Origin of the sequence: Mesorhizobium sp. M1E.F.Ca.ET.045.02.1.1, from assembly GCF_003952485.1 — a bacterium.
Taxonomy (GTDB): Bacteria; Pseudomonadota; Alphaproteobacteria; order Rhizobiales; family Rhizobiaceae; genus Mesorhizobium.
On sequence record NZ_CP034447.1, the window covers coordinates 1,105,292 to 1,131,935 of the forward strand.

Below are 26,644 nucleotides of genomic sequence, written 5' to 3' on the forward strand. Positions count from 1 at the left end.
TCCGAACGGAAAACCGCGATACACTTTTCCTGGAATTGCTTAACCGAGCGCCATCACCCGGCAAAGACCCGTTTGGGCTTGAACATGCCCTGCTCGATGGCGCCGATGGCCACCAGCTTGCCGCGCGCGGTGGCGCAGGCCTCCTCGGCCTCGACCGGCGCATCACGGCCGCGAATGATGACGGGATTGCCGAGGCGAATCTTGGTCGCGGCGTCGTCGCTGACCGCGACCTGCGGCAGGCAATCGAGGGCCGCCGCGGTGTCGACCAGCAGCGCGTCGACAGCGCTGAAGTCGATCGGAGCCTCGGTCTCTTCCGCGCCTTCATCCGTCTTGCCGCCGAAGCGCGCCGCTTCGAGCTCGGCCACGGTGACGAAATCCTCGGCCGTGAACGGCTCGACCTCGACGCGCCGGAGTTCGGCAACGTGGCCGAAGCAGCCCAAATCGCGGCCCATATCGCGCGCCAGCGAGCGCACATAGGTGCCCTTGCCGCATTCGACCTCGAAGACGCTGCGGTCGCCATTGTGCTCGAGGAGATCGAGCCGTCCGATCTCGATCTCGCGGGCAGGAATGTCGACCGTCTCGCCGTCGCGGGCGAGGTCGTAAGCGCGTTCGCCGGCGATCTTGATCGCCGAAAATTGCGGCGGCGTCTGCATGATGACGCCGGTGTATTTCGGCAGCAGCGCCCTCACCTCGGCCTCGGCCGGCCGCCGGTCGGAGGTGTTCGTCACCGGGCCTTCGAGATCGTCGGTCGAGCGCTCCTCGCCCCAGGCGACGGCAAAGCGGTAGACCTTGGCGCCATCCTGCACATAGGGCACGGTCTTGGTCGCCTCGCCGAGCGCGATCGGCAGCATGCCGGAGGCCAGCGGGTCGAGCGTGCCGGCATGGCCGGCCTTCTCCGCCTGGAACAGCCATTTGATCTTGGAGACCGCCTCGGTCGAGCCCATGCCGACCGGCTTGTCCAGCACCACCCAGCCGGAAACCGGCCGCCCCTTCTTCTTGCCGCGACGCGCCACCTATTCCTCGTCCTTGTCTTTATTCTGGTCGTCGAGATCGCGCGCGACTTCGGGCGACTTCAGCAATTCGTTGATCCTGGCGAAATTGTCGAATGACGTATCAAGCCGGAAGCGGACTTCCGGCATGTACTTCATCTGCCTGAGCGCGCCGGAGACGCGGCCGCGGATGAATTTCGCGTGCCTGTTGAGCGCCTCGACAACGGCACCGGCGTCGCCGGCGCCAAGCGGCGAGACGAAAGCGGTGGCGATCTTGAGGTCCGGAGACATGCGCACCTCGGAGACCGAGACGACGGCGTTCTCGACCACCGGATCGATGATCTCGCCGCGCTGCAGGGTTTCGGACAGCGCATGGCGCACCTGCTCGCCGACGCGCAGCATGCGCTGGGAAGGGCCTGATGTTGTAGAACGGGGCATTTTCTTCAGTCCTGAAATCGTGAAGCGCGGGATGGGACCGCGCCACATGTCTCAACTATGAAATATAAGGCTTTGGGCGGCAGCCTTTCGGCCGCCGCCGGTCATCTCGACAAATATATCCGAATTTAGAGCGTCCGGGTCACCATCTCGATGCGGAAGCACTCGATGACGTCGCCGACGCGCATGTCCTCGTAGTTCTGGAAGGCCATGCCGCATTCCTGGCCGACCGGCACTTCCGAAACCTCGTCCTTGAAGCGCTTGAGCGTCTTCAGCGTGCCTTCATGGACGACGACATTGTCGCGGATCAGGCGGACACCCGCGCCACGCTCGACCTTGCCTTCGGTGACGCGGCAGCCGGCGATCTTGCCGATCTTCGAGATGTCGAAGATCTCGAGGATCTCGGCATTGCCGATGAAGGTCTCGCGCCGCTCCGGCGAGAGCATGCCGGAAAGCGCCGCCTTCACGTCATCGACGAGGTTGTAGATGATCGAGTAGTAGCGGATCTCGATGCCCGCGGCGGCCGCTGCGGCACGCGCCTGAGCATTGGCGCGGACATTGAAGCCGATGATCGCCGCACCCGAAGTCTCGGCGAGCGAGACGTCGCTTTCGGTGATGCCGCCAGCGCCGGCGTGCACGATGCGCGCCCGCACCTCGTCGTTGCCGAGCTTTTCGAGCGCGGCATTGATCGCCTCGATCGAACCCTGCACGTCGCCCTTGATGACCAGCGGGAATTCCTTGAGCCCGCTCGTCTGCAACTGCGACATCATCTGCTCGAGCGAGCCGCGCTGGCCGGCATGCTTGGCCACCGCCTTTTCGCGCGCCAGGCGCTGGCGGTACTCGGTGATTTCACGCGCGCGCGCCTCGTTGTTGACGACGGCGAAGCGGTCGCCCGCCTGCGGCGTGCCCTGGAGGCCGAGCACCTCGACCGGCATTGCCGGCGGCGCTTCCGGCACGTGCTCGCCGCGATCGTTGACCAACGCGCGGACACGGCCCCACTCGTTGCCGGCGACAATGATGTCGCCCGGCATCAGCGTGCCGGTCTGCACCAGAACGGTAGCGACGGGACCACGGCCCTTGTCGAGCTTGGCCTCGATGACCGCGCCTTCGGCGGTACGGTCGGGGTTGGCCTTGAGGTCGAGAATCTCGGCCTGCAGCAGGATCGCCTCGAGCAGCTTGTCGATGTTGGTGCCCTTGATCGCCGACACTTCGACGTCCAGCACCTCGCCGCCCATCGATTCGACGAACACTTCATGGCGCAGGAGTTCCGCGCGCACCTTCTGCGGGTCGGCGTCGCGCTTGTCGATCTTGTTGATCGCCACGATGATCGGCACGCCGGCCGCCTTGGCGTGGCTGATCGATTCGATCGTCTGCGGCATCACGCTGTCGTCGGCCGCAACCACCAGCACGGCAATGTCGGTGACCTGGGCGCCGCGGGCGCGCATGGCCGTGAAGGCGGCGTGGCCGGGCGTGTCGATGAAGGTGATCTTCTGACCGTTCTTCTCGACCTGGTAGGCGCCGATATGCTGGGTGATGCCGCCAGCCTCGCCGGAGACGACATTGGCATTGCGGATGGCGTCGAGCAGCGAGGTCTTGCCGTGGTCGACATGGCCCATGATCGTCACGACAGGCGGACGCGACACCAGGTCTTCCGGACGGTCGGCGATGTTGAACAGGCCTTCCTCGATGTCGGACTCGGCAACGCGACGGACCGTGTGGCCGAATTCCGAAGCGACCAGTTCGGCCGTGTCGGCGTCGATGACGTCGCCCGGCTTCAGGATCTGGCCCTGCTTCATGAAGAACTTGACCACGTCCACGGCGCGCTCGGACATGCGCTGCGCCAGTTCCTGGATGGTGATGGTTTCGGGCAGGATCACTTCGCGCATGACTTTCTCGCGCGGCTCGTTGTGCAACGCGCGTTTGAACTTCTCCTGGCGGCGGCGCATCGAGGACAGCGAACGGCCGCGCGCGTCCTCGTCGGAAAGCGCGGAATTCAGCGTCAGCTTGCCGCGGCGGCGGTCTTCCTCACCCTTGGTGGGTTTGGCCGGACGCGCCACTTCGGGCGTGGCGAGACGGCGGGCCGGCGCACCGGCACCAGCACCAGCGCCGGTACGCCTCGGCTTGACTTCCTCGTCTTCATCGGCCGCGGCACTATCCGCGGCCACCGGCGCGCGGCGGCGGGCCTCTTCCTCGGCACGGCGACGCGACTCGGCCTCGGCCTGGAGGCGAGCCTCTTCCTCGGCCTGACGACGCGCGGATTCCTCGCGCTCGCGCTTGCGGCGCTCTTCTTCCTCGGCGCGGCGCTTGGCCTCTTCCTGGGCGCGCTGGCGGTCCTCGACCTCACGCGCCTTGGAGCCTTCGAGCGCCCTGCGACGGGCTTCCATCTCGCCGCGCGACAATTCGTTCAGCACCATGCCGGAGCGTTCCGGCTGCGGGGGCGGCGCCTTCGGCGCTTCCTGCACGGCAGGGGCAGGTGCCGCGGCTGCGGGCTTCGGCGTGAAGACCGACGGCGCCACCGGCTCCGGCTTGTCGCCGTGCAGCGAGAACTTGCGCTTCTTGGTCTCGACCACGACCGACTTGGTACGGCCATGCGAGAAATTCTGGCGCACGGTGCCCTGCTCGAGGCCGGGGCGCTTCAGCGTCAAGGTCTTCTTCGGCGTAACGCTCAACGTCTTGTCGTCGCCCGATTTCGTATCGTTCATTCCATATCCTCTGCGGCATCATCTTCGTCAGCAACGGCCGCAAGCATTGCCAAATCGTCCGGGGTTCCGCCCCGATACCGGTCGAGCGCAACCATGCGCTTCTGAACCGCCTTACCCGCGTCCTGCGCGAGGACGGCAGCATGTATCACATTTGTACCCCCCAATGCCAAGCTCAACTCGGCTTCGGGTAAAAGTTTGTAGGCAGGGATAGCCGGGCCGCCGAGATGGACGGTTGCCCGCCGCGCCTGACTGATCTTGCGGACGCCATCGTCCGAGGCTTCGGTAGCGTGCAGCACGAAGAGCGCCTGCCCGTCGCGCACGGCAGCCTCCACCTTGGCGGCGCCAAGAACGACCGCTCCGGCCTTGCGAGCAAGACCCAGCATACCCAGAGCGGATCTGGAAAGCAGTCCGTCGACCATGCCCCCGAGATCGGCGGGGACGGCAACCTGCGCCTTGAAGGCCCGCGCAAACAGGTTCTTCGCCGCTGCCTTGTCGATATGTAGGCGATCGGCGGTGACCCAGCAACCGCGGCCGGGCAGATTTCTCTTGATGTCCGGAACGACGGCAGAATCCGGGCCGACGACGAAACGGATCAGTTCATCCGCTTCGGCCTGCCTGCGCGTGACGATGCAGGTGCGATCGTTCATCTCGTCCACGGGCTCTGCGATTGGTGATCACCTCACGCACCGACGGTTTCGCCGGCCGCGGCTTCTTCAGCGGCCAGTTCTTCCTCGGAAATCCAGCCGGCCTTCCTGCGGGCAGCCAGCACCATCTCTTCGGCTTCGGCGCGCGAGACGCCATGATCGGCAAGCACGCCCGGATACACCTTGGTCTCGCCGTCTTTGCGCTCCTTCCAGCCGATCAGGTCGTCGGCGGCATAGCCGGCGAAGTCCTCGATCGTCTTCACGCCGTCCTCGCCGAGCGTCACCATCATGGCCGTGGTGATGCCGGGGATCTCGCGCAGTTCGTCCTTGACGCCGAGCGCCTTGCGCTTCTCGTCGTGCTCGGCCTCGATCTTTTCGAGATATTCGCGGGCGCGCGTCTGGATTTCCGAAGCGGTATCCTCGTCGAAGCCGTCGATCGAGGAGATCTCGCCGGAATCGACATAGGCGACTTCCTCGACGCTGGTGAAGCCTTCGGAGGCAAGCACCTGGCCGACCATCTCGTCGACGTCGAGGGCTTCCATGAAGAGCGCCGAACGCTCGACGAATTCCTTCTGGCGACGCTCGCTCTCTTCCTGCTCGGTCAGGATATCGATGTCCCAGCCGGTGAGCTGCGAGGCAAGGCGCACATTCTGGCCGCGGCGGCCGATGGCCAACGACAGCTGGTCGTCAGGCACCACCACCTCGATGCGCTCGGCATCCTCGTCGAGCACCACCTTGGCGACTTCCGCCGGCTGCAGCGCGTTGACGATGAAGGAGGCGGCCGAGGGCGACCACGGAATGATGTCGATCTTCTCGCCCTGCAGCTCGCCGACCACCGCCTGGACGCGGCTGCCGCGCATGCCGACGCAGGCGCCGACCGGATCGATCGAGGAATCGCGCGAGATGACGGCGATCTTGGCGCGCGAGCCCGGATCGCGGGCCACCGACTTGATCTCGATGATGCCGTCGTAGATTTCCGGCACTTCCATGGTGAAGAGCTTGGCCATGAACTGCGGATGCGTGCGCGACAGGAATATCTGCGGGCCGCGCTGCTCGCGGCGCACGTCGTAGACATAGGCGCGGACGCGGTCGCCGTACTTGTAGTTCTCGCGCGGGATCAGCTCGTCGCGGCGGATGATCGCCTCGCCGCGGCCAAGGTCGACGATGACGTTGCCGTATTCGACGCGCTTGACGGTTCCGTTGACGATCTCGCCGATACGGTCCTTGTACTCGTCATACTGACGATCGCGCTCGGCCTCGCGCACCTTCTGGACGATGACCTGCTTGGCCGACTGGGCGGCGATGCGGCCGAAATCCATGGGCGGCAGCTGTTCGGCGATGAAATCGCCAAGCTGGGCGTCGGGGTTGCGCTCGCGCGCCGTGGAGAGGGCGATCTGCGTCGCGTAGTCCTCAACCTTCTCGACTACTTCCATCAGCCGCTGCAGTTTCATCTCGCCCGTATTGGGATTGATGTCGGCCCGGATGTTGGTTTCCTGACCGTAACGCGAACGCGCCGCCTTCTGGATCGCATCGGCCATGGCGGCGATGACGATGGACTTGTCGATCGACTTTTCACGCGCGACCGCATCGGCGATCTGCAGCAGTTCGAGCCTGTTGGCGCTTACAACCATTGTCTTTCTCCCGACTTCGCTCCGGACACGCGGCCCGAAAGCTCAATCAACCTTCCTGTTCGGTTTCGTTTCCTTCGCCGGCGGCGGCTTCTTCCGCGTCGCCCCGGCGCTTTTTTGCTTCCTTGCGGGCCCTGTTGTCCTTCGACAGGGCCTCGCGGATGAGATCGTCGGTCAGCACGAGCCGCGCCTCGGCAATGGCGTCAAAGGGCACCCGCACCATCGGCTCTTCGCCATAGGCCGCCTTGTCGCGCTCGAGCAGAATGCCGTCGGCGTCCGCCCCGGCGATCTTGCCCTTGAAGCGCTTGCGGTCGCCGATGAGGACCGACGTCTCCATCTTGACCAGATGGCCGGTCCAGGTGGCGAAATCCGATTTGCGCACCAGCGGCCGGTCGATGCCCGGCGACGACACTTCGAGATGATACGCCTTTTCGATCGGATCTTCGACATCGAGCGCCGGCGAAACCGCGCGGCTGACCTCTTCGCAATCCTCGACGGTCATGGTGCCGTCCTCGCGCTCGGCCATGATCTGCAGCGTCAGCCCGTTCTGTCCCGTCAGTTGCACCCGCACGAGGCGAAAGCCGATGACCTTGAGCACCGGCTGCACGATCATCGCAATGCGCGCATCGATGCCGCTTTCACGGATGATACGGTCGTCGGCTTCGCTTGCCGCTGCGGTCATCGGATCCCTGTCGTTTTGTCGCTCCGGCCGGCAGGTAACAAAAAAGAGCGGGACCGGGTGGACCCACTCTTCGTCATACCGACCAAGAATTTGAGGCTGATATAGACGATTGCGGCCGGTGTTTCAAGCCTGACGGTTGCGCCGGCCTCACCGCAGCGGGATCAGCATTGCTTCTGGAGCATGACGGCTATGCGCCGGCGCCCCTGTGATTGGGGCCTGCCAGCACCCATTTATGCTGCAGTGCAAAAGAAAGGTCGTGCGCGGTGGCGCGCGAAAGGTAGTCGCCATGGACCGTGGATTGTTTTTCGTGATCGGTGATTTTCTGACCACATTCGGCAGCGCCGCAGCCGCATCGCGCGCCGTCGAGGCCGGACGCAAGCCGCGCCGCAGCGACCTGAAGAAGCTCGGCATCGACCCGACCGCCTTCGACAAGATCGGCCGCTTCTGAGCGGCGGATGACTTCCAAGCGGCAAATAACGGGGGCGCTTCGCGGCCCTTTCGAGATTTTCCGGGGCTACTTCCGGATAAAGGTCAAATAGGCAGGCCGCCTTCCCTCGCGGATGGCCTTGGCCTCGTAGCGCGTGCCGGGCCAGCCCTCATAGGGGGTGAGCCAGTCGGCGGCCTCGTTCGCCTGCCAGGCGAAGTTGCCATTGGCGCGGCAGGCGAGCAGCGTCCAGTTCACATAGCTGTCGATGTCGGAGGCGAAGCGGAAGCTGCCGCCAGCCTTCAGCACCCGGGCGAACCGGTCGAGATTGGCCGGGCTGACGAAGCGCCGCTTCCAGTGCTTCTTCTTCGGCCAGGGATCGGGATAGAGCAGGTCGATGCCATCGAGCGAGGCCGGCGGCAGCCAGTCGAGCAGACGCGTGGCGTCGTCGTCATAGACCCTGAGATTGGCGAGCGGCGCCTTGCCGAGCGCCGTCATCATCTTGGCCATGCCGTTGACGAAGGGCTCGACGCCGATGAAGCCGGTCGCCGGCGCCTCCGTCGCGCGATGCAGGAGATGCTCGCCGCCGCCGAAGCCGATCTCGAGCTGAAGTGCCGAAACCTTTGCCTTGAACAGCGTCCTGAGGTCCGCCGGCGCCCCTGCCGTCAGATCGAGCCTGTAGGCGCGCAGGCCGCTTTCAAGCGCCGCGGCCTGCTGCGGGCGAATGGTCTTGCCGTGCCGGCGGCCGAAAAAAGCTTCGGTCGCGCGGCTCGGCCGGTCCTTCGGGTCCACTCGTGTCAGGCGGCGACCGCGTCCTTGAGCGCCTTGGCCAGATCGGTCTTCTCCCAGGAGAAGGAACCGTCGCGGCCGGCCTTGCGGCCGAAATGGCCATAAGACGAGGTTTTCGCGTAGATCGGCTTGTTCAGGTCGAGGTGGCGGCGGATGCCGGACGGCGACAGGTCCATCACCTTGCGCAGCGCCTCCTCGAGCCTGGCCTCGTCGACCTTGCCGGTGCCATGCAGGTCGACATAGACCGACAGCGGCTGGGCGACGCCGATGGCGTAGGACAACTGGATGGTGCAGCGGTCGGCAAGCTTGGCCGCCACGACGTTCTTGGCGAGATAGCGCGCCGCATAGGCAGCCGAACGGTCGACCTTGGTGGTGTCCTTGCCGGAGAAGGCGCCGCCGCCATGAGGCGCTGCGCCGCCATAGGTGTCGACGATGATCTTGCGACCGGTGAGGCCGGCATCGCCGTCAGGACCGCCGATGACGAACTTGCCGGTCGGATTGATGTACCAGTTGCAGTCGTCGGCGATCTTGAGATCGCCAAGCGCCTCGATGATGTAAGGCTCGACAACCTTGCGGACCTGCTTGGAATCCCAGCTCGAATCGAGATGCTGGGTGGAGAGCACGATCTGCGTCACTTCCGCCGCCTTGCCGTCGGCATAGCGCACGGTAACCTGGCTCTTGGCATCCGGGCCGAGTTTGCCGGCCTCGCCGCTGCCTTGATGGCGCGCGGCGGCCAGGAGTTCGAGGATCTTGTGGCTGTAATAGATCGGCGCCGGCATCAGGTCGGGCGTCTCGCGGCAGGCGTAGCCAAACATGATGCCCTGGTCGCCGGCCCCTTCCTCGCCCTGGCGGTCGGCGGCATTGTCGACGCCCTGGCCGATGTCCGGCGACTGGCCGTGCAGCAGCACCTCGATCTTGGCCGTCTTCCAGTGGAAGCCGGCCTGCTCGTAGCCGATCTCGCGGATCGCCTTGCGGGCGACCGACTTGAACTTGGCCGGATTGACGACCGGGTGGCCGGCGGCATCCTTCAGGATGTTGCCTGCCTTGTCCTTTTTCAGCAGCGTCTCGGGAACCCGGACCTCGCCGGCGATGATGACGCGGTTGGTGGTGGCCAGCGTCTCGCAGGCGACGCGCACCTTCCACGGGTCCATGCCCGTCTTCTTGGCTTCGCGATAGACGAGATCGACGATCTCGTCGGAGATACGGTCACAGACTTTGTCGGGATGGCCTTCGGAAACGGATTCCGAGGTGAAGAGATAATTCTGCCGCGTCACGGGTGTCCCCTCTTGAAAAAGATCGGCAGGGCTGCCGATTTTGGCGCGCCACGTGTTAGCGGTGCCGGGCGTCGCTCGTCAAGCGGCGCGACGGATCTGGCATGAATGTCGGCACAATCGGCTTGTGCCACCGGCGGCAGGGCACCGCCAGCGGCATGAGCCTGGAATCACTCGGCTTCGTCCGGCGAAAGGGACTTCACAAGATCGATTATCCGGCGCCGCACCTTGACGTCGGGAATCTTGACGAAGGCACGATTGAGCTGAAGCCCCTCCGGGCTGCCGCAGAACTCGATGGCGAAGGCCATGGAGGCGTCCTCTGCGAATCCCCGATTGCCGGCCCCGGCCTCCTGACCCGGGGCGTCCTCGAAGAAGAAGGCGACGGGAACGCTCAGGATGGAGGCAATCGCCTGCAGACGGCTGGCACCGACCCTGTTCGTCCCCTTTTCGTACTTCTGTATCTGTTGAAACGTGATGCCGAGATTTTCACCCAGTTTTTCCTGGCTCATTCCAAGCATATTGCGACGCAACCGAATACGGCTCCCGACATGGATGTCGATCGGATTCGGCTTCTTCTTGTTCTCTTCTGTCATTTTTTCCTCGCCGAATTTTTCCGGCTTTTTCTATTTTTGCCGCCCAACGAAGCCGGAGCCACCTGCCCCAACAGACCCCTCCAACCGACTTCGAGAAAATTTTAGGCGTTACAGTATGAGTTTCTAATGTGCCGACTGTCAATTCACCCGTAGCCGCTGCCTTACATTCAATGTGAAGGCCGCAAGGGCAAAGAGCAACATGATCAGCAATCCGTTAATGCGCCGCTGGCCGGCGGGCAGGAGGGCGCGCCCAGAAACCGGCACATGCGCATCGATGGCGCCGCGCGCGTCGACAGCCAAAGCATCGACGATACGCCCGCGCGAATCGACAATGGCGGAGATGCCGTTGTTGGCCGCACGCAACAAAGGCAATCCGTTCTCCACCGCACGGACCTGCGCCTGCCTGAAGTGCTGGTACGGACCTGGCGTGTCGCCAAACCAGGCGTCGTTGGTCACATTCACAATAAGTTCGGATGATGCAGCATCAGCCGCCACAAGATCGGGAAAAATGACCTCGTAGCAGATAAACGGAACCGCCCGCAGGCCATTCGGCACCGCGATCGAATGCCGCTCGTTGCCGGCGGCGAAATTCATCGGCCCGGCGACGAGCTGGCCGATGCCGAAACGCTCGAACAGGCCCTCAAAGGGCAGATACTCCCCGAACGGCACCAGATGCACCTTGTCGACGGCATCGACGATCTCGCCCTTGTCGTTGATCGCCACCACGGAATTGTAATAACGGCTGCTGCCGGCACTCCCCGAGCCGCCCTCCTCGCGCACGACGCCGGCGATCAGCATCTGGCCATCGCTCAGCATGTCGCCCAGCGCCGTCAGCGCGTCGGGACGCTCGGTGAACAGGAACGGCACGGATGTTTCCGGCCACAGGATCAGTTGCGGCCTGGCATGGCCCTGATCCGGCGCCTTTGCCGATATCCCCATCAGCGTGGCGAAGATGCGGTCGCGCACCGAGGCGTTCCATTTCTCGCTGAGATCGACGGCGGGCTGGACGATGCGGACGTCGATCGAGCGGGTTGCCGGCTCGGCCGGGACGGCAAGCCTGAAATAGCCGAAGCCGACATGCGCGGCGACAAGGGTGACGAACAGGACAAGGCCCAGCATCAGGTGCCGACGCGCGGCGACAAGAGCGGGAAGCGAAAAGACGAAGACGGCAAGCGCGTTCATACCGATCATGCCTGTCACCGACACGCTCTGCATCAGGAGCGGCACCGGCATCGCGGCGTAGCCGACGGCATTCCACGGAAAGCCGGTGAAGAGGAAGTCGCGCAGCCACTCGGCGAGGCCGAAGCCGAAGGCGAGCGCCGCTATGCGGCCGATATCGCTGCTCCAGAAAAGCCGAGCCACGACCGCCGCGAAGCCGTAGAAAAAGGCGAGCGCGAAGGGGATGCCGACCACGGCGAAGGGCAAGGCCCAGGCGAAGCTGTCGGCCTCGACGAGAAGGGCCTGGCCGATCCACCACAGGCCGGCGAGGAAATAGCCGAAACCGAACCACCAGCCGATGGCGAAAGCCGGCCGAAGGCGGCGCAGCCAACCGTCTGAGCCTTCGCCCGTTGAGCCGTCGAGCAGCCAGACGAGCACCGGAAACGAGACGAAGCAGGCAGCGAAGAAATCGTAGGGCGCCTGGGCGAGCACCGCGAGCGCTCCGGCGGCAAACGCCACCAGCGCCCGCCGCCACCCCCACAGCAGAATTATCCGGCCGGCAAAGCGCTGCATATAGCTTCCCAAGTCGCGCGAATCAGGCAGCCTGAGATTTAACAGGCCGCGCCGCGTGATCCAAACACGGATGAGCGCAGCCTAATTCACGGTCGCGCGAGAGCGCGGCCGCTCTCGCTTTTTGACCAGCCGCATCTCTGCAACGCCACGCGATTCCGCTTGGCTGCAAAATCCTCAACGATGCCAGCCATCGATCCGCAGGCCGCTCAGCTGCTCGGCCTCTTCCTTCGAGACCACGCGCATGGTCTGGGTGAATGTCCATACGTGGCCTTCGGGATCGCAAGCCCGGTATTGCCTTTCGCCGTAGAAATGATCGACGGGCTCCTCAATGATTTCGGCCCCCGCCATGCGCGCTTTTTCGCAATGAGCGTCGAGGCCTTCCCGCAGACGGATGTAAACCGACTGGGTGTTCTTGCCGCCGACCGAGGCCGGGCTGGCAATATGCTCGACCCATTCGGAATCGACGATGATGTAGCCCTCGCCGAACCGCATTTCGGCATGGACGAGCCGCCCGTCGGCATCGCTCACCACCATGCTGGGCTCGAAACCGAAGGCTGCCTGAAGCCACGCCAGAGCCGCGCGCGGATCGCGATAGAAGGCGCCGGAGCCCAGGACTGCGTGCTTGAACGGGTCGTCGACCGGCATGGCCCTAAGATGTCAGGCCTGCTCGGTGCGTGCCGCGCGGCGGCGCTGCCGTTCGCCCTTCGGGCTCTGCACGATGCGCACCCGCTTGACGCGGCGCGGGTCGGCGTCGAGCACGTGGAATTCGAAGCCCGGTATGGCCTGCACCACCTCGCCTCGGGCCGGGACCCGGCCAAGCGTGTTGAAGATCATGCCGCCGATGGTGTCGACATATTCGCCATGCTCGCCGGCGGCGAAATCCTCGCCGATCATCTTGGCGACCTCGTCGATCTCGGCCTTGCCGTCGACAACGAATACGCCGTCGCCGGCCTGGGTGATCATCGGCTCGTCGTCGTCGTGCTCGTCCTCGATGTCGCCGACCACCATCTCGACGATGTCCTCCAGCGAGGCGAGGCCGTCGGTGCCGCCATATTCGTCGATGACGAGCGCCATCTGGGTGCGGGTCGTCTGCATGCGCCCCATCAGGTCGGAGGCAAGCATGGAGGGCGGCACGAACAGCACCGGGCGGATCAGGTCGAGATCGCCTATGGTGCGCGCGAGATCGACCTGGGCGAGATCGAGAACGGTCGGCGTCGGGGTCTTCCTGTTCGCGCGGCCCTTCTTGACGCGGGCGACCTTGGTGATGTGGGCAAGAACGTCGCGGATGTGGACCATGCCGCGCGGATCGTCGAGCGTTTCGGAATAGACCGGCATGCGGGAATGGCCGGACTGCTCGAAAAGGCCAAGCAGATCGCCGAGCGACGTGGTGATCTCGACCGCTTCGATGTCGGCGCGGGGCACCATCACATCCTCGACGCGCACCTCGCGCAGCCGCAGGATGTTGTTGAGCATGGCGCGCTCGCCGGGCGAAAAGGATTCGGCATCGCTCGCCGTCTCGGCCAGCGCGCCGGCGATCTCCTCGCGCAGGTTGGTGCCGTTGCGGTGCCGGAACAGGCCAAGCACGCGATCGAAGAGCGAAGGACCGGCATGCGAGGGCTCAGCGGCCGCGCTGCCGGTCGGAATACTCGGACTGGAGCCGTCTTCCGTCTTTTCGGAAGGCTTGGCCGCACTGCCAGCTTCCGGACGGGCGGCAGTTTCTGGTTTGTCGTTCATCGCCATCGGGTCAATTGGTCTTTTTTGTTACGCGTAGGGATCGGGAATGGCAAGCCTCGCAAGCGCCGCGCGCTCGATTGCTTCCATCTCCTCGGCCTCGGCGTCGGTCTCGTGATCATAGCCCAGAAGATGCAGCAGGCCATGGATGACGAGATGGGTGATATGGTTCGCCAGCGGCTTGTCTTCCAGGGTGGCCTCACGCGCGACCGTCTCGGAGGCCAGCACGATGTCGCCCAGCATCGGCGGCAGCTTGCCTCCTTTCGGGAAGGAAAAAGCCGGAAAAGACAAGACGTTGGTCGGTTTGTCCTTGCCGCGCCATTCGGCGTTGAGGGTCTGGATATGGGCGTCGTCGGAAAAAACGATGCTGAGCTCCGAGGCGCCGTTCGAGCCGGCCTCGGCAAGGGCGGCGGCGGCCGCTCGATCTACCAGTCGTGCCAACTCCGCTTCCTCGGGCCAGTCGCCGGCCTCGATGAAAATATCGATGTCGAGCGGCGTCTCGCCGCTGGATCCCGGATTTTCAGCCATGGGGCTTTATTTCTTGTCTGAGCATGATCTTTCCCGAAAACCGCACACACTTTTCGGGATCATGCTCTAGTTCTCGGCGCCCAAGCCTCTCGCCAGCTTGCCGTCGCGATCATAGGCCTTGACGATCTCGGCGACCAGCGGATGGCGCACGACGTCGCCCTCGTTGAAGCGGACCGTGACGATGCCCGGCACGCCGTCGAGGATGCGCAGCGCCTCGACCAGGCCCGACTTGGTGTTGGGCGGCAGGTCGATCTGCGTCGGATCGCCGGTGACGATCATGCGCGAGTTCTCGCCGAGACGGGTCAGGAACATCTTCATCTGCATCGGCGTGGTGTTCTGCGCCTCGTCGAGGATCACCGCCGCATGCGCCAGCGTGCGGCCGCGCATGAAGGCCAAAGGCGCGATCTCGATGACCTCGGCGGCGATCGCCCGCTCGACCTTGTCGGCCGGCATCATGTCGTAGAGCGCATCATAGAGGGGCCGCAGATACGGATCGACCTTCTCCTTCATGTCGCCGGGCAGGAAGCCCAGTCGCTCGCCGGCTTCGACCGCCGGGCGCGAGAGCACGATGCGCTCGACCATGCCGCGCTCGAGCAGCATCGCCGCGTGCGCCACCGCCAGATAGGTCTTGCCGGTGCCGGCCGGGCCGATGCCGAAGACCATTTCGGAGCGCTCCAGCGCCCGCATATAGGCGTCCTGGTTGAGCGAGCGGGCATAGATCGTGCGCTTGCGTGTCGCGATCTGGGCGGCCGAGACCTTGCCCTTGCGCTCCATGGTCGGCAGCGTCAGCTGGTCGTCGGCGGCGATCGCCATGCGCACGGCGCCGTCGACGTCGGACTGGCCGATGTCGACGCCCTTCTGCAGGATGCCGTAGAGCGTATCCAGCGCGCGGCGCGCCTGCTCGGCGGCGGAAGCCGAGCCCTTGATCGCAAGTTGGTTGCCGCGCGAGCGGATGTCGACACCGAGCTTCTGCTCGAGCCGGGCCAGGTTCTCGTCGAACTGGCCGTAGAGGGCGCTGGCAAGCTTGTTGTTGTCGAAGGTCAGTACGATGTGCGCCATGTCGGAGGCCCCGGATGCCTGGTTCTGGGGCGGGTTCTTCAGTTCAGCAGCGCTCAACCGTCTCTCCTCATCTGCCGAGGCTTGTGGCTATGCATGCCGTTGTCCCAAAACCGCGAGCACTTTTGGGCGACATGCATCAGGCCAACTCGGCGAACAGGCTGTTTTGACCTGTCTTCGTGATTCGCACGTCAATAATGTCACCGATTCCGCCGGCCTTGTCGTCAACAATAACAGGCTGCAGCCATGGCGAGCGGCCGACTTTCTGACCGGGCCGACGACCCGGCTTCTCGATTAGCGTGCCGACGGTGCGGCCGACCAGGCCGGCGATGAAACTCTGCTGCTGCTCGTTGATCAACGACTGCAGGCGCTGCAGCCGCTCATCCTTCACCGCTTCGGGCACATGATCGTCCATCTCGGCGCCCGGCGTGCCGGGACGCGGCGAATATTTGAACGTGAAGGCCGAAGCGTAATTCACCTCTCGCACCAGCTCGAGCGTCGCCTCGAAATCCTCGTCCGTCTCGCCGGGGAAGCCGACGATGAAGTCGCCCGACATGGCGATATCGCCGCGCGCCGCGCGGATGCGCTCGATGAGTGCCAGATAGTCGCGTGCCGTATGCCTGCGATTCATCGCCTTGAGTATCCGGTCGGAACCAGACTGCACCGGTAAATGCAGATAGGGCATCAGGGCGGGCAGGTCACGGTGCGCGGCGATCAATTCGTCATCCATGTCGCGCGGATGGCTGGTGGTGTAGCGCAGCCGCGCCAGGCCGGGGATTTCCGCCAGGCGGAAGAGCAGCCGGCCAAGACCCCATTCCTCGCCGTCTTCGCCCTCGCCGTGCCAGGCGTTGACGTTCTGGCCGAGCAGCGTCACCTCGCGTACGCCGGCCTCGGCCAGGCGCCTTGCCTCGGCGACGATCTGCGCCACCGGCCGCGAGACTTCCGAGCCACGCGTATAGGGCACGACGCAGAAGGTGCAGAACTTGTCGCAGCCTTCCTGCACGGTGAGGAAGGCGGTGACGCCGCGCTTTGCCACTTCGGCGCGCCTCGGCTGCGGCAGATGCTCGAACTTGTCCTCGACCGCGTAGTCGGTCTCGACGATCTTTCCGCCGCCGCGGACCCTTGCCAGAACGTCGGGCAGCCGGTGATAGGTTTGCGGGCCGATGACGAGGTCGACCGCGGGCGCGCGGCGGATGATCTCGGCGCCTTCGGCCTGCGCCACGCAGCCGGCGACGCCGATCAGCAATTCGCGGCCGGCCTCGGCGCGCTCGGCCTTCATGTCGCGGATGCGGCCAAGCTCGGAATAGACCTTTTCGGCCGCCTTCTCGCGAATATGGCAGGTGTTGAGCAGCACCAGATCGGCATCCTCGACGGCGTCGGTCGCGACATAGCCGTCGGCGGCCAGCGCATCGGTCATGCGCTGGGAATCGTAGACATTCATCTGGCAGCCATAAGTCTTGACGAAGACCTTCTTCGCCGCCCTGACAGGCGCCGGCTCGCGTTCAGGCGCCGTGCCGATGTCGTGACTTTCGATCGTGTTCAATTCCATCGGCCGGCTTCTAACGCCTTTCCGTGACAAAAAACAGACGATTCTGGTGGGTTATGGCGCCGCGCGTTCGGTTTTTGGGTCAGCCGCTAGCGGCTGGGACGTGGGTCGGCGAGCGCGGCCTGCATCATCTCGCGCACCTTCGCTTCCATCAATCTTGCCGTTTCCTTGCGGCTCGAGCCTTTGGCGAACGGCACCGGTTCGCCAAGATGCACCTCGGCATCGACAGCGCCTTCGGCAAGCAGGACCTTCAGATGCGGCATCAGGTCCTGATCGCCGATCCAGGAGGCCATCGGTCGGTGGCGGCGGCCCATCGGCACCCCATGCACCCGGGTATAGGCGATCGCCACCGGCTGGATGAACACATGGTCCGCGGCCCCTTCCGAGATCGCCATCGAGGCAGCGCCGAACAAGGTGCTCTTGAACGGCAGCACCAGATTGCCGTCGCCGGTCGAGCCCTCGGCAAACAGCACCATGGCGTCGCCCTTGGCCATGCGCCTGGCGATCTCGCTCGCCTGGTCGCCGGAGCTGCGCTTGCGTTCGCGCTCGATGAAGACGGTGCGCTGCAGCTTGGACAGCATGCCGATCATCGGCCAGCCTTTCATGTCCGCCCTGGCGATGAACTTCACATCGACAAACGAGCCGAGCACCATGATGTCGGTCCAGGAGATGTGATTGGCCGCGATGAGCAAGGGGCGCTCCTTCGACAGCGCGCCCTTCACGTGCACGCGCATGCCGAGCGCCTTGAGGATCATGCCGTGCCAGATCTTCAGGACGACCGTTTCCGGCCAGAGCCCGGTCTTCATCGACAGGAGCTGCAGCGGCACCATCACCAGCGTGCCGGCGGCGACGAGGCCGAACGCCATGAAAATCCGCAATTTCCTGATCATTTCGCTCCGGCCCTATCGCGCCGCTTGGCTAGCGAAGATCGCGGCGCATGACAAGCGCGCCGGTTGGGCCGTGCTCGGTCGACCGGTAGTAGTTCGGACGCTGGCCGACCTGGCGGAAGCCGAGCCTGCGGTAGAGCGCGATCGCCGGCGCATTGGTCTCGTCGACCTCGAGGAAGAGCGCCTCGGCGCGCTGCGCGTGCAGTTCGCGCAGTACCGCGTCCATCAATTGCCAGCCGAGCCCCTGGCGGCGATGCGCGCGGGCGACGGCGACCGTCAGGATCTCGCCCTCGCCCGCCGCGAGCCGCGCCAGCACGAACCCGACTGGAGGTTTTGCCCCCTGTCCGGTCTCGCGCGCTGCGAAACCGAACACGGTGTCCTGTTCGAGGAGCGCCGCGAATTCGCCATCGGTCCAGGGGCGGACGAAATCCTCGCGATGCAGCACCGAGACGGCGGCGCTGTCGGCGACCGTCAGCGGCTCCAGCGCATAGTCCCTGCGGCGCGGCTGAAAGAAAGGGATGCGCATCAGGACTGTTTTCCCCGTGGATTCCGTTTTTGGGGATCATGGTGCTGTCTTGGCAATATGAACCCGGCCTGCGGCTTGGCGTCGGCGCCGCGCAGATAGAGCGGCTTCGGCTTTTCGCCTGGCCCCTTGGCGGCGGCCAGCCGGGCATAGGTCGCGATCTCGGCCGTGGCGGCGACGGGCCCGATGTCGAAGGTACCCTCGGCGGCCGCAGCGATCTGCGGCGCGGCGGTGCCGGCGAGGACCGCGGTCGCGTCGACCGCCATTGCGGTCGCTTCGGAAAGCGTGGCCACCGCAGGACCGTAAGTCAAGACTAACGCTTTGTCGAAAAGAGCCGCATGGAGCTCCTCTCGGCCGGCATCGAGCGCGGCAAGCACGGCGCGGCCAGGAAAGGTATTTGCGGCCTCCGCCGCCAGCGCTTCCAGGGTCGTCACGCCGATGGCCGGGATCTTCAGGGCCAGCGCCAGGCCGCGCGCGGTCGAGACGCCGACGCGCAGGCCGGTGAAGGAACCGGGCCCGATCGAGACGGCGACGGCATCCAGGTCTTGATAGCCGATCCCACCGGCTTTCAAGGCGGCCTCGATGGCGGCCATCAAATGCTCGGCGTGCCCCTTGCCGAGGTCGAGCACATGGCGGCCAAGCTCGATACCCGCGCCCGCATCATAGACGCAGGCGGCGCAGAGATTGGCGGCGCAGTCGATGGCGAGCAGCTTCATGTTGGCAGCTTCATATGGCCGGTTAACGAACGCTTTCCCTCTGCCCGGCATGGCCCGCCGCCGCAAGGGCCAGGCCGCATAAATGTTAAGCGGCTTTGCTTCCAACCAATACAGAGGCGAAGCCGGCCATCAGGCCGCGGTCGCGATGCGCAGCATGTGGTTGTCCCAGACATAGTCAGGCTCGGAGCGCGCGGCACCAGCACCGCCAACGATCTCGCCGGCGCCCGTCGTCGCCATGAAGCTGGCACCGTCGGGGGCCAGGCCGCAAACCTCGACAAGCGATTTGGTCGCGACAATCCGCCCGCTGGCGGCGTCGATGACGGCGAGCGAATTGCCCTCCGGCGAGGTGACGGCGAGCGTGCCGGCGGCGGGATTGGCGGCGACCGAACCGATATAGTTGCGGAAGCCGGAGAGCACGTCCTGCGGCATCTCCAGCAGCTCGAGTTCCTTGCCGCGTGCGGCGCGCCCGACCAGCGCGGGGCGATCGGTCGCCGGTCCGCGATACTGGCAGCCGAACCAGACGGTGCCCGCCTGGTCGCGGTCCATGTGGCGGATCGAGAGCTGGTGCAGCGCCGGCGGGAGCTCATGCTTTTCGATCAGGTCGCCTGTGATGCGGTCGACCAGCGTGTAAGACGGCTTCATCGTTGCGATGTTTAGCTCTGCGCGGCCGAAATCCGGATGCGTTTCGATGCCGCCATTGGCAATGGCGAGCGTTCGGCCGTCGCCGAGCAGCAGCAATTCGTGCGGCCCCATGCCGTAGGTCGGGAATTCGCCGACGCGGCTGAACTTCGCCTTCGCGTCATAAACGCCGACGACACCGGCGGCGTTGTCAAAGTCGTTTTCGGTGGCATAGAGCAGCACGCCGTCGGGCGAGAACACGCCGTGGCCGAAGAAATGCCGGCCGGCGATGCTGGCGATGGTCAAGGGGGGCTCGCGGCCGGCATGGTCGAAGACGACCGCGAAGGTGCCGGGCTGGCGCGCAAAGACGACCGAGCGTTTCGATACCGGATCGAAAGTGACGTCGTGGCCACGGTCGGGCAGATCGACGGTGTGCAGGATCTTGCCGGCCTCGGAGAGCACGGCGGCGCCGAAGCTGCCGTCGCGCTTGACGAAGGCCGTTGCAAAGACGGCGTCAGCAGCAAGCGTTTCCGCCCAGGCGCGCGGCGCCATGGCGGCGGCGAACCCTGCTCCGGCAGCGCGCAGGAAATCGCGGCGATCGATGAGCGAGGTCCTCAAAGCATCAATCCCCGTCCAGTGACGAAAAGCCGGCGGTCAGGCCGAACTCGGCGGTCATCCTGGTGCCGATCAACGTCGAAAGACTGGAAGTGATCAGCGCGAAGTGCTCGAGCTTGCCGCGCAGCGCCGGATCGGCGAGCGCCTTGTCGATCAGTCCGTTGACGGACTTCGCCGTCGCTACGCCGTTGGCGAGCTGGATGTGGATGGATTCGGCCATCCACCGTGCATCGGCGGGCAGCGCGTCGCCGAGTCTCGAGGCCTGGAACAACCGGTCGATGCCGGACAGATTTCCGGCCAGCGAAGTCGCCGTGTTCTGCGAGCGCCAGTAGATCGCCTGCTTCGGCTTGTCGGCGTCCGGCTTCGCGCCGAGGAAGCCTTTGAGGCGCACGTCGCGGATCATGTCCAGCTCGTTGATGAAGACGCCGACCAGTTCCGTCACCGCTTCCGTGCCGTCGCGATAGAGCGGGTTCTTCGGCCCCGGATTGGCCCAGAGCGAAGCAAAACCGTCCGGCTTGTTCCAGGCGTCGCGAACCTCTCCGGCGATCGTTTCGATGTTGCCGGCAACCGCCGCCCCGTAGGCGCAGCGATAGGGATCATCTTTCTTGGCAAGCGTCTCGGCGCCATCGCCGAAAAGCACATATTCGAGCGCGCCGAGCCCCTGCATGGCGACGCTCTTTCCCGCCAGTTGCGCCGGATCGGTGGCGGAAGGATCCTTGGCGGCGAGCGTCGCCTGCACCTGTCTCAAACCGATGCTCTTACGGTCCGGCCAATAGAGCATGCGCTCCAGCCTGTTGTTCTCCTTGACCGGCCCGAAGGCGATGATCTCGGCCACCGACCAGGCCTCGACCGTGGCGGAAAAATCCGAGCGCGCCGCTTCGAGATTTTGCCCGGAAGGTGCCGCGCAAAGCTGGTGCATCGTCTTGGTCAGGCTCGTCGCACGGTCATCGAGGCTGGCATAGGCCGGGCGGACAAAGCCGTCGATCGCCCTCCCGATGACATCGGAGGCTTTGACCGCCGCCGAGGCCGGCGCGGCCAGCAACAGGGGAAGAGCAAGCGCGGCGGCCAGCCGTTTCAACATCAGAGCGACTCCAGGAATTTGATCAGCGCATCGCGGTCGGCCGCCGCGGCGGCGGCAAAGCGGTCGCGCGCCTTTTTGCCCTCGCCGCCGTGCCAGAGGATCGCCTCCTCGAGCGTGCGGGCGCGCCCATCATGCAGATAGAACGTATTGCCGTTGACCGTCGCGGTCAGGCCGATGCCCCAAAGCGGCGGCGTGCGCCATTCGCTGCCGCTCGCTTCCCCCACCCGCTGCCCGTCGGCCAGACCCTCACCCATGTCGTGCAGTAGGAAGTCGGAATAAGGCCAGATCAGCTGGAAGGCCTGCGCCTTGTTGGGCGTGCCGCGCAGGGTGACGAATTTCGGCGTGTGGCAGGAAATGCAGCCCATTTCGTAGAACTGCTTCTTGCCGGCAAGAACTTGCCGTGTGCCGATATCGCGGCGCGCCGGCACGGCCAGGTTCTGCGAATAGAAGGCGACGAGGTCCATGACCGGCGGCGGCGCCTCCGCAGCACCCAGGCGCTCCTGCACGCCGTTCGGCATGGCGAGGCAATGCTTCTGTGTTGCGGTGCAGTCGCCCCAGGGCTTCGGTACCTCCGGCGTCGAGATGCCGATGTCGCCGGCAAAGGCGTCGGCGGCCTGCTCGCGGATCGATGCGGCCTGCGCCTTCCAGCCGAAGCGGCCAAGTGCCGGTTCGCCGCCTGGCGCGTCACTCACGATGTTCGGCCTGCCGGAGATGCCGTCGCCGTCGCGGTCGTCCGGATCGGCATGGGCAAGGATATCGGCCGGATCGATCTGCTCGATCAGGCCGAGGCCGATCATCGGTGGTGTCAGGCGCGGCGAGAGCGTGGTGCCTGGATCGAGCGGGCCATAGGCCAGGTCTTCGATCGAATAGCTCGGTTTGCGCAGCGAAACGACCGTGCCGTCGGCAAGCGTAACTTTCTGTTCCTGATATTCGACGCGCATGCGGCCCTCGCCCTTGAGGCCGGGAACCGCGAGATCCTGCAGTTGCGAGCCGTAAACCGTATCGGGGAAGTTCAGCGCCCTATGGTCGGCAAGCGCTGCCTTCTCCTCCGCGTTGCTTGCGTCGCGCGCCAGCCGCAGGAACATCGAGGTGGAACCAACGCTGCCCTCGGGCGGACGGCCGCGGCCATCCTTCAGATGGCAGTTCTGGCAGGCGCGTTCGTTGAACAGCGGGCCGAGCCCGTCAGAGGCCTGCGTCGACGAAGGCGACGATACCCAGTTCTTGCGGAAAAGCGCGTTACCGAGCTTGAAGGTCGCCTCTTCCTCGAAGGTGATGTTGGCGGAGGATTGCGAGAAGGCGTCCCGGTTGACGTCCTTGCGCGACGTACCTGCGCCGCCCTGCATCAGCTCGAACTGCTCGGGCTTGGAAAAATCAGTGGCCGGTCGGGTGACGGCCAGAACCCGCGCCCGATCCTTCGGCGTCAGGTCGGTTCGGCTGGAGGCAATGCCCGCTGGTTGCGGCTCGCCAGCCATGGCCGAGGCGGACAGCGCGATCGCAAGCAAAAGCAAGGCCCCGCGACAATTGCTGTATCGCGGATTTCTCGGGAGCGGCAGGCCATCGATTCCGGCCCGCAGCGCGCGGCGCAAAAGCTTTACGGGGCGCCGCATTCCCGCATGTCCTTACTCCGCCTCGTTGGCCGGGTCGGCGTTGAGCTGGCCGTATTTTTCCTCGCCGATCGAGGCGAGCAGATCGAGCTGCGTCTCCAGGAAGTCGATGTGGCTTTCCTCGTCGGCAAGCAGGTCCTCGAACAGTTTCATCGACACGTAGTCACCCTCATCCTGACAGATCTCGCGCGAGCGCTTGTAGGAGGTGCGCGCGTCATATTCGCCGGCGAGATCGGATTCGAGCACTTCCTTCACGTTCTGGCCGATGCGCAGCGGCGCTACGGACTGCAGGTTCGGATGGCCTTCGAGGAAGATGATGCGGGCCACCAGCCGGTCGGCATGATGCATTTCCTCGATCGATTCCGCCCGCTCCTTCTTTGCCAGCCTGGTGTATCCCCAATCCTCGAGCAGACGATAGTGGACCCAGTACTGGTTGACGGCCCCGAGCTCCAGAAACAGGGCTTCGTTAAGCCGCTCGATGATCTGCGGTTCGCCTTTCATGGAATCTGCTCCCGTATTGGACGCGCAAGCCTCTCACGCGGTCCAGGTGTGAAACGATGTCCACGCCGCTCCCCTCTGAACGGGCGTGGTAGTTCTCGGTGACCCGAATGATCGTTTCCACCACATTTGGGAAGCAGCCGCAACAGCGGCCGCGCTTGCCCATGGCATGATAGACCTTCGCCGGCACAATAAGCTGCCAGGGATCTTCATCCAGCAGACCGACAATCATCTGCTCGATCTCCTTTTCGGTGATGATGTTGCAGTGGCAGATCAGCATTTACTTGCTCTGGCTGGCGGCGCCGCTCCGGCGCCGCTTGGCTGTTACTCGCCCGACGTTACTTGAAGACTTTATCGGGCGCATCAAGGCTGTCGGAACCCTCGAAGGCGATGGCGTTGAGCTTGAGCGAGCCGACGGCGCGCTCGATCGACTTGGTCTGGTCGATCAACGCATCGATCGCCGCCTGCACCGTGGCGTTGCCTTGCGCGTTGCCCTCGGCGATCTGCTGGTCATAGGCCTCGCCGGCCAGCGCTCGCGCCTTGATCGCTTCCATCTTGGCGACCGTGACGTCGAGCTTGTCCGACAGTTCCTTGTCGATCGCCGGATCGGCGGCCTTGACCATGTCCGATACCGACGGGCCGGAAACCACGGTGCCGTCGAGACGCGTATAGCTGGCGTGATACGCGGCGCGGATGCCGATCGCATCATTGAGATGCGAGTTGTAGGTGTTGTCGGAGAAGCAGTCGTGCTCCTCCTCCGGATCGTGCAGCAAGAGGCCGAGCTTCATGCGTTCGCCGGCCAGCTCGCCATAGGACAGCGAGCCCATGCCGGTGAAGATCGTGGCGATGCCGGCATTCGGCTCGCCATCGGTAAGGGCCTTGCGCGCCGCACCGTCTTCCTTCCAGTCGTTGACCATTTCCTGCAGGTCGGAGACCAGCAGGTCGCTCGCCGACTTCAGATATTCGGCGCGGCGGTCGCAGTTGCCGCCGGTGCAGTTCTTGAGATCGTAGTCGGTGTAGGGACGCTCGCCGGCGCCGGGGCCTGTGCCGTGCAGATCCTGGCCCCAGAGCAGGAATTCGATGGCGTGATAGCCGGTCGCGACATTAGCCTCGACGCCGCCGGCTTCCTGCAGCGTGCCGGAAAGGAATTCGGGCGTCAGCTTCGAGGCGTCGACCTTCTTGCCGTTGATCTCGATCTCCTTGTTGGCGATGACATTGGCCGTATAGAGCGAGTTCTCGTCCGACTCCGTGCCATAGCTCTTGGCGACATAGTCGATCAGGCCTTCATCCAGCGGCCAGGAATTCACCCGGCCTTCCCAGTCGTCGACGACCTTGTTGCCGAAGCGGTAGACCTCGGTCTGCTGGTAAGGGACGCGCGCCGCCTTCCAGGCCTCGCGGGCGGCGTTGAGCGTTTCGGCCGAGGGCCTGGCGATGAGCGTATCGACGGCCTTGTCGAGCGCCTGCGCGGTGGTCAGCGAATCGTCGTACTTGGCCAATGCGATGTCGGCATAGGTCTTGATCACCGCCTTCGCATCGGTTTCGGCTTTCGCCGGCAGCACGAACACAGCAGCCGTCAGCGCCGCAGTGGCGCCGATCGCGGCAAGCCTGCTGCCCCAGCGTGACGTAACAACTCGTGGCGTGATCATCGCTTTCATCAACCCCATCTCCTCAGAAATTCAACGACATAGGCATGCGGCCGCGGGCACGCGGCGCCAGCGCAAACACGAATGACCGTAAAGGCAAGGTTGCCGCGCAATGGCGCGGCCAATCAGCAAAAGACACCGAAATGCCTCCAATCGAAAGGGTTCAAGGCCCAGACATCAAAGGGGTGCGCCAGGAGCGCAAGCTCCCCATAAAGCGGCGGAGCGGCAGGAAGTCAACTGGCGCGACAGGAAAAATCAATTGAAACAACAGTTTAGAATAATTCTAAACTGCAATTATCAACTTTAAGCCCGGTCACGCTGCCGAACATCCGCATTGACAGGCAGGCATTCTGGGTGCGACCCGGACCACGGCTCTTGCGGCGGCGGCAGACAATCGCCACCTGGCGGAAGATCCTAGATTTGAACGCAAAAAGAGACTGCGATGAAGAACGGGGTGGTCATTGTCGGTGCGGGTCATGCCGGCGTGCAGGCGGCTGCGAGCCTGCGCGAGGAAGGCTATGACGGGCCGGTCATCCTGATCGGCGACGAGAACGAACTGCCCTATCACAAGCCGCCGCTGTCCAAGACCTTCATCAAGGATGCCGAAGCCAAGCCGCAGCCCTTGCGCGGCGAAGCTTTCTATTCCGGCAGCGCCATCGATTACCGGCCGGGCGTGCGGATCGACAGGATCGATATTGGCGCACGCAGGCTCGACGTTTCCGGCGGCGGCGCAATTGCCTTCGACCGGCTGGTGCTCGCGACCGGCTCGCGGCCCCGTCTTCTCAAGCTCGACGGCGCGGAGCTTGCTGGCGTGGTGTCGCTGCGCTCGCTGGCGAACGCGCGGCTGATCCGCGAGCTCAGCGCGCTGAGCGAGGACGTGGTCATCCTGGGCGGCGGCTTCATCGGCCTGGAGATTGCGGCGACGCTGAGGGCCGCCGGCCGCCGGGTCACCGTCGTCGAGGCTCTCGACAGGCTGCTCGGCCGCGCCGTCGCGCCGGCGATCGCCGCGCATGTGCGCCAGCGCCTTGAGGCGATGGGCGTACGCGTGCTCACCGGCACCACTGTTGCAAGGCTCGACGGCGAAGGAGGCCGCGTCTCGGCCGCGATCACTTCCAGCGGCGAACGCCTGCCGGCGCAGATGGTCATCATGGGCATCGGCGTGGTGCCCAATGTCGAGCTGGCGGAGGCCGCCGGCTTGGCTATCGGCAACGGCATCCGCGTCGACCAGCATATGCAGAGCTCAACGCCCGAAATCCTCGCGGTCGGCGATGCGGCATCCTACCGGCACTGGTTCACCGGTGGCGATGTGCGGCTGGAATCGGTGCAGAACGCCACCGACCAGGCGCGCCTTGCCGCGCGCACCATCCTTGGACATGCAGAACCCTTCTCCGCCGTGCCGTGGTTCTGGTCGGATATCGGCGACATGAAGCTGCAAATGGTGGGGCTGACGCAAGGTGGCGACAGCCATGTCGTGCTGGGCGAGCCGGCCGAGAACAAGTTCTCGATCTATCATTATGCCGGGAGCCGGCTGCTCGGCATCGAATCCGTCAACCGTCCGGCCGACCACATGCTCGGCCGCAAGATGCTCGGCGCAGGCTTCTCGCCGACGCCGCAGACGGTCGCGGCTGGGCCGGATGCGCTGAAGGCGGCACTTGCCGGGTTTCAGACCATGGAGCCGGCCAAGGCAGATGCGTAGCGTTGCCAATTTTT

At 64.8% G+C, this 26,644-nt stretch carries 26 protein-coding genes; 2 read left to right on the top strand and 24 right to left on the bottom strand.

Annotated elements, in window-relative coordinates; genetic code table 11:
* Positions 1–53 precede the first annotated feature (53 nt).
* The 6 genes from truB to rimP all read right to left on the bottom strand — a co-directional run bounded on the left by truB (position 54) and on the right by rimP (position 7,080).
* Positions 54–1,013, bottom strand: a complete 960-nt coding sequence (gene truB, locus EJ070_RS05135; RefSeq protein WP_126090351.1) for a tRNA pseudouridine(55) synthase TruB — start codon at positions 1,011–1,013, stop codon at positions 54–56.
* Positions 1,014–1,427 carry a 30S ribosome-binding factor RbfA gene (gene rbfA, locus EJ070_RS05140; protein ID WP_126090352.1) on the bottom strand — a complete coding sequence of 138 codons (414 nt, stop codon included), beginning with the start codon at positions 1,425–1,427 and terminating at the stop codon, positions 1,014–1,016.
* A gap of 125 nt (positions 1,428–1,552) precedes the next feature.
* On the bottom strand, positions 1,553–4,126 hold the full coding sequence (gene infB, locus EJ070_RS05145; protein WP_126090353.1) for a translation initiation factor IF-2: 2,574 nt from the start codon (positions 4,124–4,126) through the stop codon (positions 1,553–1,555).
* On the bottom strand, positions 4,123–4,773 hold the full coding sequence (locus tag EJ070_RS05150; RefSeq protein WP_126095647.1) for an RNA-binding protein: 651 nt from the start codon (positions 4,771–4,773) through the stop codon (positions 4,123–4,125). The genes infB and EJ070_RS05150 overlap by 4 nt, the downstream gene beginning before the upstream one ends.
* Before the next feature lie 32 nt (positions 4,774–4,805).
* A complete protein-coding gene (gene nusA / locus EJ070_RS05155; RefSeq protein ID WP_126090354.1) occupies positions 4,806–6,401 on the bottom strand; it encodes a transcription termination factor NusA in 1,596 nt (531 codons plus the stop codon).
* Between the two features lie 46 nt (positions 6,402–6,447).
* A complete protein-coding gene (gene rimP, locus EJ070_RS05160) occupies positions 6,448–7,080 on the bottom strand; it encodes a ribosome maturation factor RimP (protein ID WP_126090355.1) in 633 nt (210 codons plus the stop codon).
* A 307-nt stretch (positions 7,081–7,387) separates the two neighbouring features.
* Here rimP and EJ070_RS36160 point away from each other — a divergent pair, with 307 nt between their 5' ends.
* Positions 7,388–7,528 (top strand): hypothetical protein, encoded by a 141-nt coding sequence (locus EJ070_RS36160; RefSeq protein ID WP_189350767.1) that lies wholly within the window; start codon positions 7,388–7,390, stop codon positions 7,526–7,528.
* Between the two features lie 66 nt (positions 7,529–7,594).
* On the opposite strand, the gene EJ070_RS05165 is transcribed toward EJ070_RS36160, so the two are convergent.
* The 18 genes from EJ070_RS05165 to EJ070_RS05250 all read right to left on the bottom strand — a co-directional run bounded on the left by EJ070_RS05165 (position 7,595) and on the right by EJ070_RS05250 (position 24,937).
* Positions 7,595–8,296, bottom strand: a complete 702-nt coding sequence (locus EJ070_RS05165) for a tRNA (guanosine(46)-N(7))-methyltransferase TrmB (protein WP_126090356.1) — start codon at positions 8,294–8,296, stop codon at positions 7,595–7,597.
* A 5-nt stretch (positions 8,297–8,301) separates the two neighbouring features.
* Positions 8,302–9,567: a methionine adenosyltransferase gene (metK, locus tag EJ070_RS05170; protein WP_126090357.1), complete on the bottom strand. Its 1,266-nt coding sequence runs from the start codon at positions 9,565–9,567 to the stop codon at positions 8,302–8,304.
* Positions 9,568–9,734: 167 nt separating this feature from the next.
* Positions 9,735–10,157: a helix-turn-helix transcriptional regulator gene (locus EJ070_RS05175; RefSeq protein WP_040973463.1), complete on the bottom strand. Its 423-nt coding sequence runs from the start codon at positions 10,155–10,157 to the stop codon at positions 9,735–9,737.
* Positions 10,158–10,295: 138 nt separating this feature from the next.
* Complete coding sequence (gene lnt / locus EJ070_RS05180; protein ID WP_126090358.1) at positions 10,296–11,888, bottom strand: apolipoprotein N-acyltransferase; 1,593 nt, start codon at positions 11,886–11,888, stop codon at positions 10,296–10,298.
* A 174-nt stretch (positions 11,889–12,062) separates the two neighbouring features.
* Positions 12,063–12,533: a VOC family protein gene (locus tag EJ070_RS05185; RefSeq protein ID WP_126090359.1), complete on the bottom strand. Its 471-nt coding sequence runs from the start codon at positions 12,531–12,533 to the stop codon at positions 12,063–12,065.
* A 12-nt stretch (positions 12,534–12,545) separates the two neighbouring features.
* Positions 12,546–13,622, bottom strand: coding sequence for a hemolysin family protein (locus tag EJ070_RS05190; RefSeq protein ID WP_126090360.1), 1,077 nt, complete (start codon positions 13,620–13,622; stop codon positions 12,546–12,548).
* Positions 13,623–13,649: 27 nt separating this feature from the next.
* Complete coding sequence (ybeY, locus tag EJ070_RS05195) at positions 13,650–14,147, bottom strand: rRNA maturation RNase YbeY (protein ID WP_126090361.1); 498 nt, start codon at positions 14,145–14,147, stop codon at positions 13,650–13,652.
* 66 nt (positions 14,148–14,213) lie between these two features.
* Complete coding sequence (locus EJ070_RS05200; RefSeq protein WP_245464920.1) at positions 14,214–15,206, bottom strand: PhoH family protein; 993 nt, start codon at positions 15,204–15,206, stop codon at positions 14,214–14,216.
* A gap of 136 nt (positions 15,207–15,342) precedes the next feature.
* Positions 15,343–16,752 (bottom strand): tRNA (N6-isopentenyl adenosine(37)-C2)-methylthiotransferase MiaB, encoded by a 1,410-nt coding sequence (miaB, locus tag EJ070_RS05205; protein WP_126090363.1) that lies wholly within the window; start codon positions 16,750–16,752, stop codon positions 15,343–15,345.
* Between the two features lie 86 nt (positions 16,753–16,838).
* Positions 16,839–17,639, bottom strand: coding sequence for a lysophospholipid acyltransferase family protein (locus tag EJ070_RS05210; protein WP_126090364.1), 801 nt, complete (start codon positions 17,637–17,639; stop codon positions 16,839–16,841).
* A 28-nt stretch (positions 17,640–17,667) separates the two neighbouring features.
* Positions 17,668–18,162: a ribosomal protein S18-alanine N-acetyltransferase gene (gene rimI, locus EJ070_RS05215; RefSeq protein WP_126090365.1), complete on the bottom strand. Its 495-nt coding sequence runs from the start codon at positions 18,160–18,162 to the stop codon at positions 17,668–17,670.
* The gene (gene tsaB, locus EJ070_RS05220) at positions 18,162–18,875 is read right to left on the bottom strand and encodes a tRNA (adenosine(37)-N6)-threonylcarbamoyltransferase complex dimerization subunit type 1 TsaB (RefSeq protein ID WP_126090366.1); all 714 of its coding nucleotides are present in this window, start codon (positions 18,873–18,875) and stop codon (positions 18,162–18,164) included. The genes rimI and tsaB overlap by 1 nt, the downstream gene beginning before the upstream one ends.
* Before the next feature lie 129 nt (positions 18,876–19,004).
* On the bottom strand, positions 19,005–20,111 hold the full coding sequence (locus EJ070_RS05225) for a DUF1513 domain-containing protein (RefSeq protein ID WP_126090367.1): 1,107 nt from the start codon (positions 20,109–20,111) through the stop codon (positions 19,005–19,007).
* A gap of 4 nt (positions 20,112–20,115) precedes the next feature.
* Entirely contained in the window at positions 20,116–21,189 is a 1,074-nt protein-coding gene (locus tag EJ070_RS05230) for an imelysin family protein (protein ID WP_126090368.1), read from the bottom strand.
* Complete coding sequence (locus EJ070_RS05235) at positions 21,189–22,796, bottom strand: di-heme oxidoredictase family protein (RefSeq protein WP_126090369.1); 1,608 nt, start codon at positions 22,794–22,796, stop codon at positions 21,189–21,191. The genes EJ070_RS05230 and EJ070_RS05235 overlap by 1 nt, the downstream gene beginning before the upstream one ends.
* 12 nt (positions 22,797–22,808) lie before the next feature.
* The gene (gene bfr, locus EJ070_RS05240) at positions 22,809–23,294 is read right to left on the bottom strand and encodes a bacterioferritin (protein WP_126090370.1); all 486 of its coding nucleotides are present in this window, start codon (positions 23,292–23,294) and stop codon (positions 22,809–22,811) included.
* Positions 23,260–23,571, bottom strand: a complete 312-nt coding sequence (locus EJ070_RS05245) for a (2Fe-2S)-binding protein (RefSeq protein WP_126090371.1) — start codon at positions 23,569–23,571, stop codon at positions 23,260–23,262. The genes bfr and EJ070_RS05245 overlap by 35 nt, the downstream gene beginning before the upstream one ends.
* A 58-nt stretch (positions 23,572–23,629) precedes the next feature.
* The gene (locus EJ070_RS05250; protein WP_126095648.1) at positions 23,630–24,937 is read right to left on the bottom strand and encodes an imelysin family protein; all 1,308 of its coding nucleotides are present in this window, start codon (positions 24,935–24,937) and stop codon (positions 23,630–23,632) included.
* Positions 24,938–25,376: 439 nt separating this feature from the next.
* On the opposite strand from EJ070_RS05250, the gene EJ070_RS05255 reads away from it, so the two are divergent.
* On the top strand, positions 25,377–26,630 hold the full coding sequence (locus tag EJ070_RS05255) for an FAD-dependent oxidoreductase (protein ID WP_126090372.1): 1,254 nt from the start codon (positions 25,377–25,379) through the stop codon (positions 26,628–26,630).
* Positions 26,631–26,644: the final 14 nt, after the last annotated feature.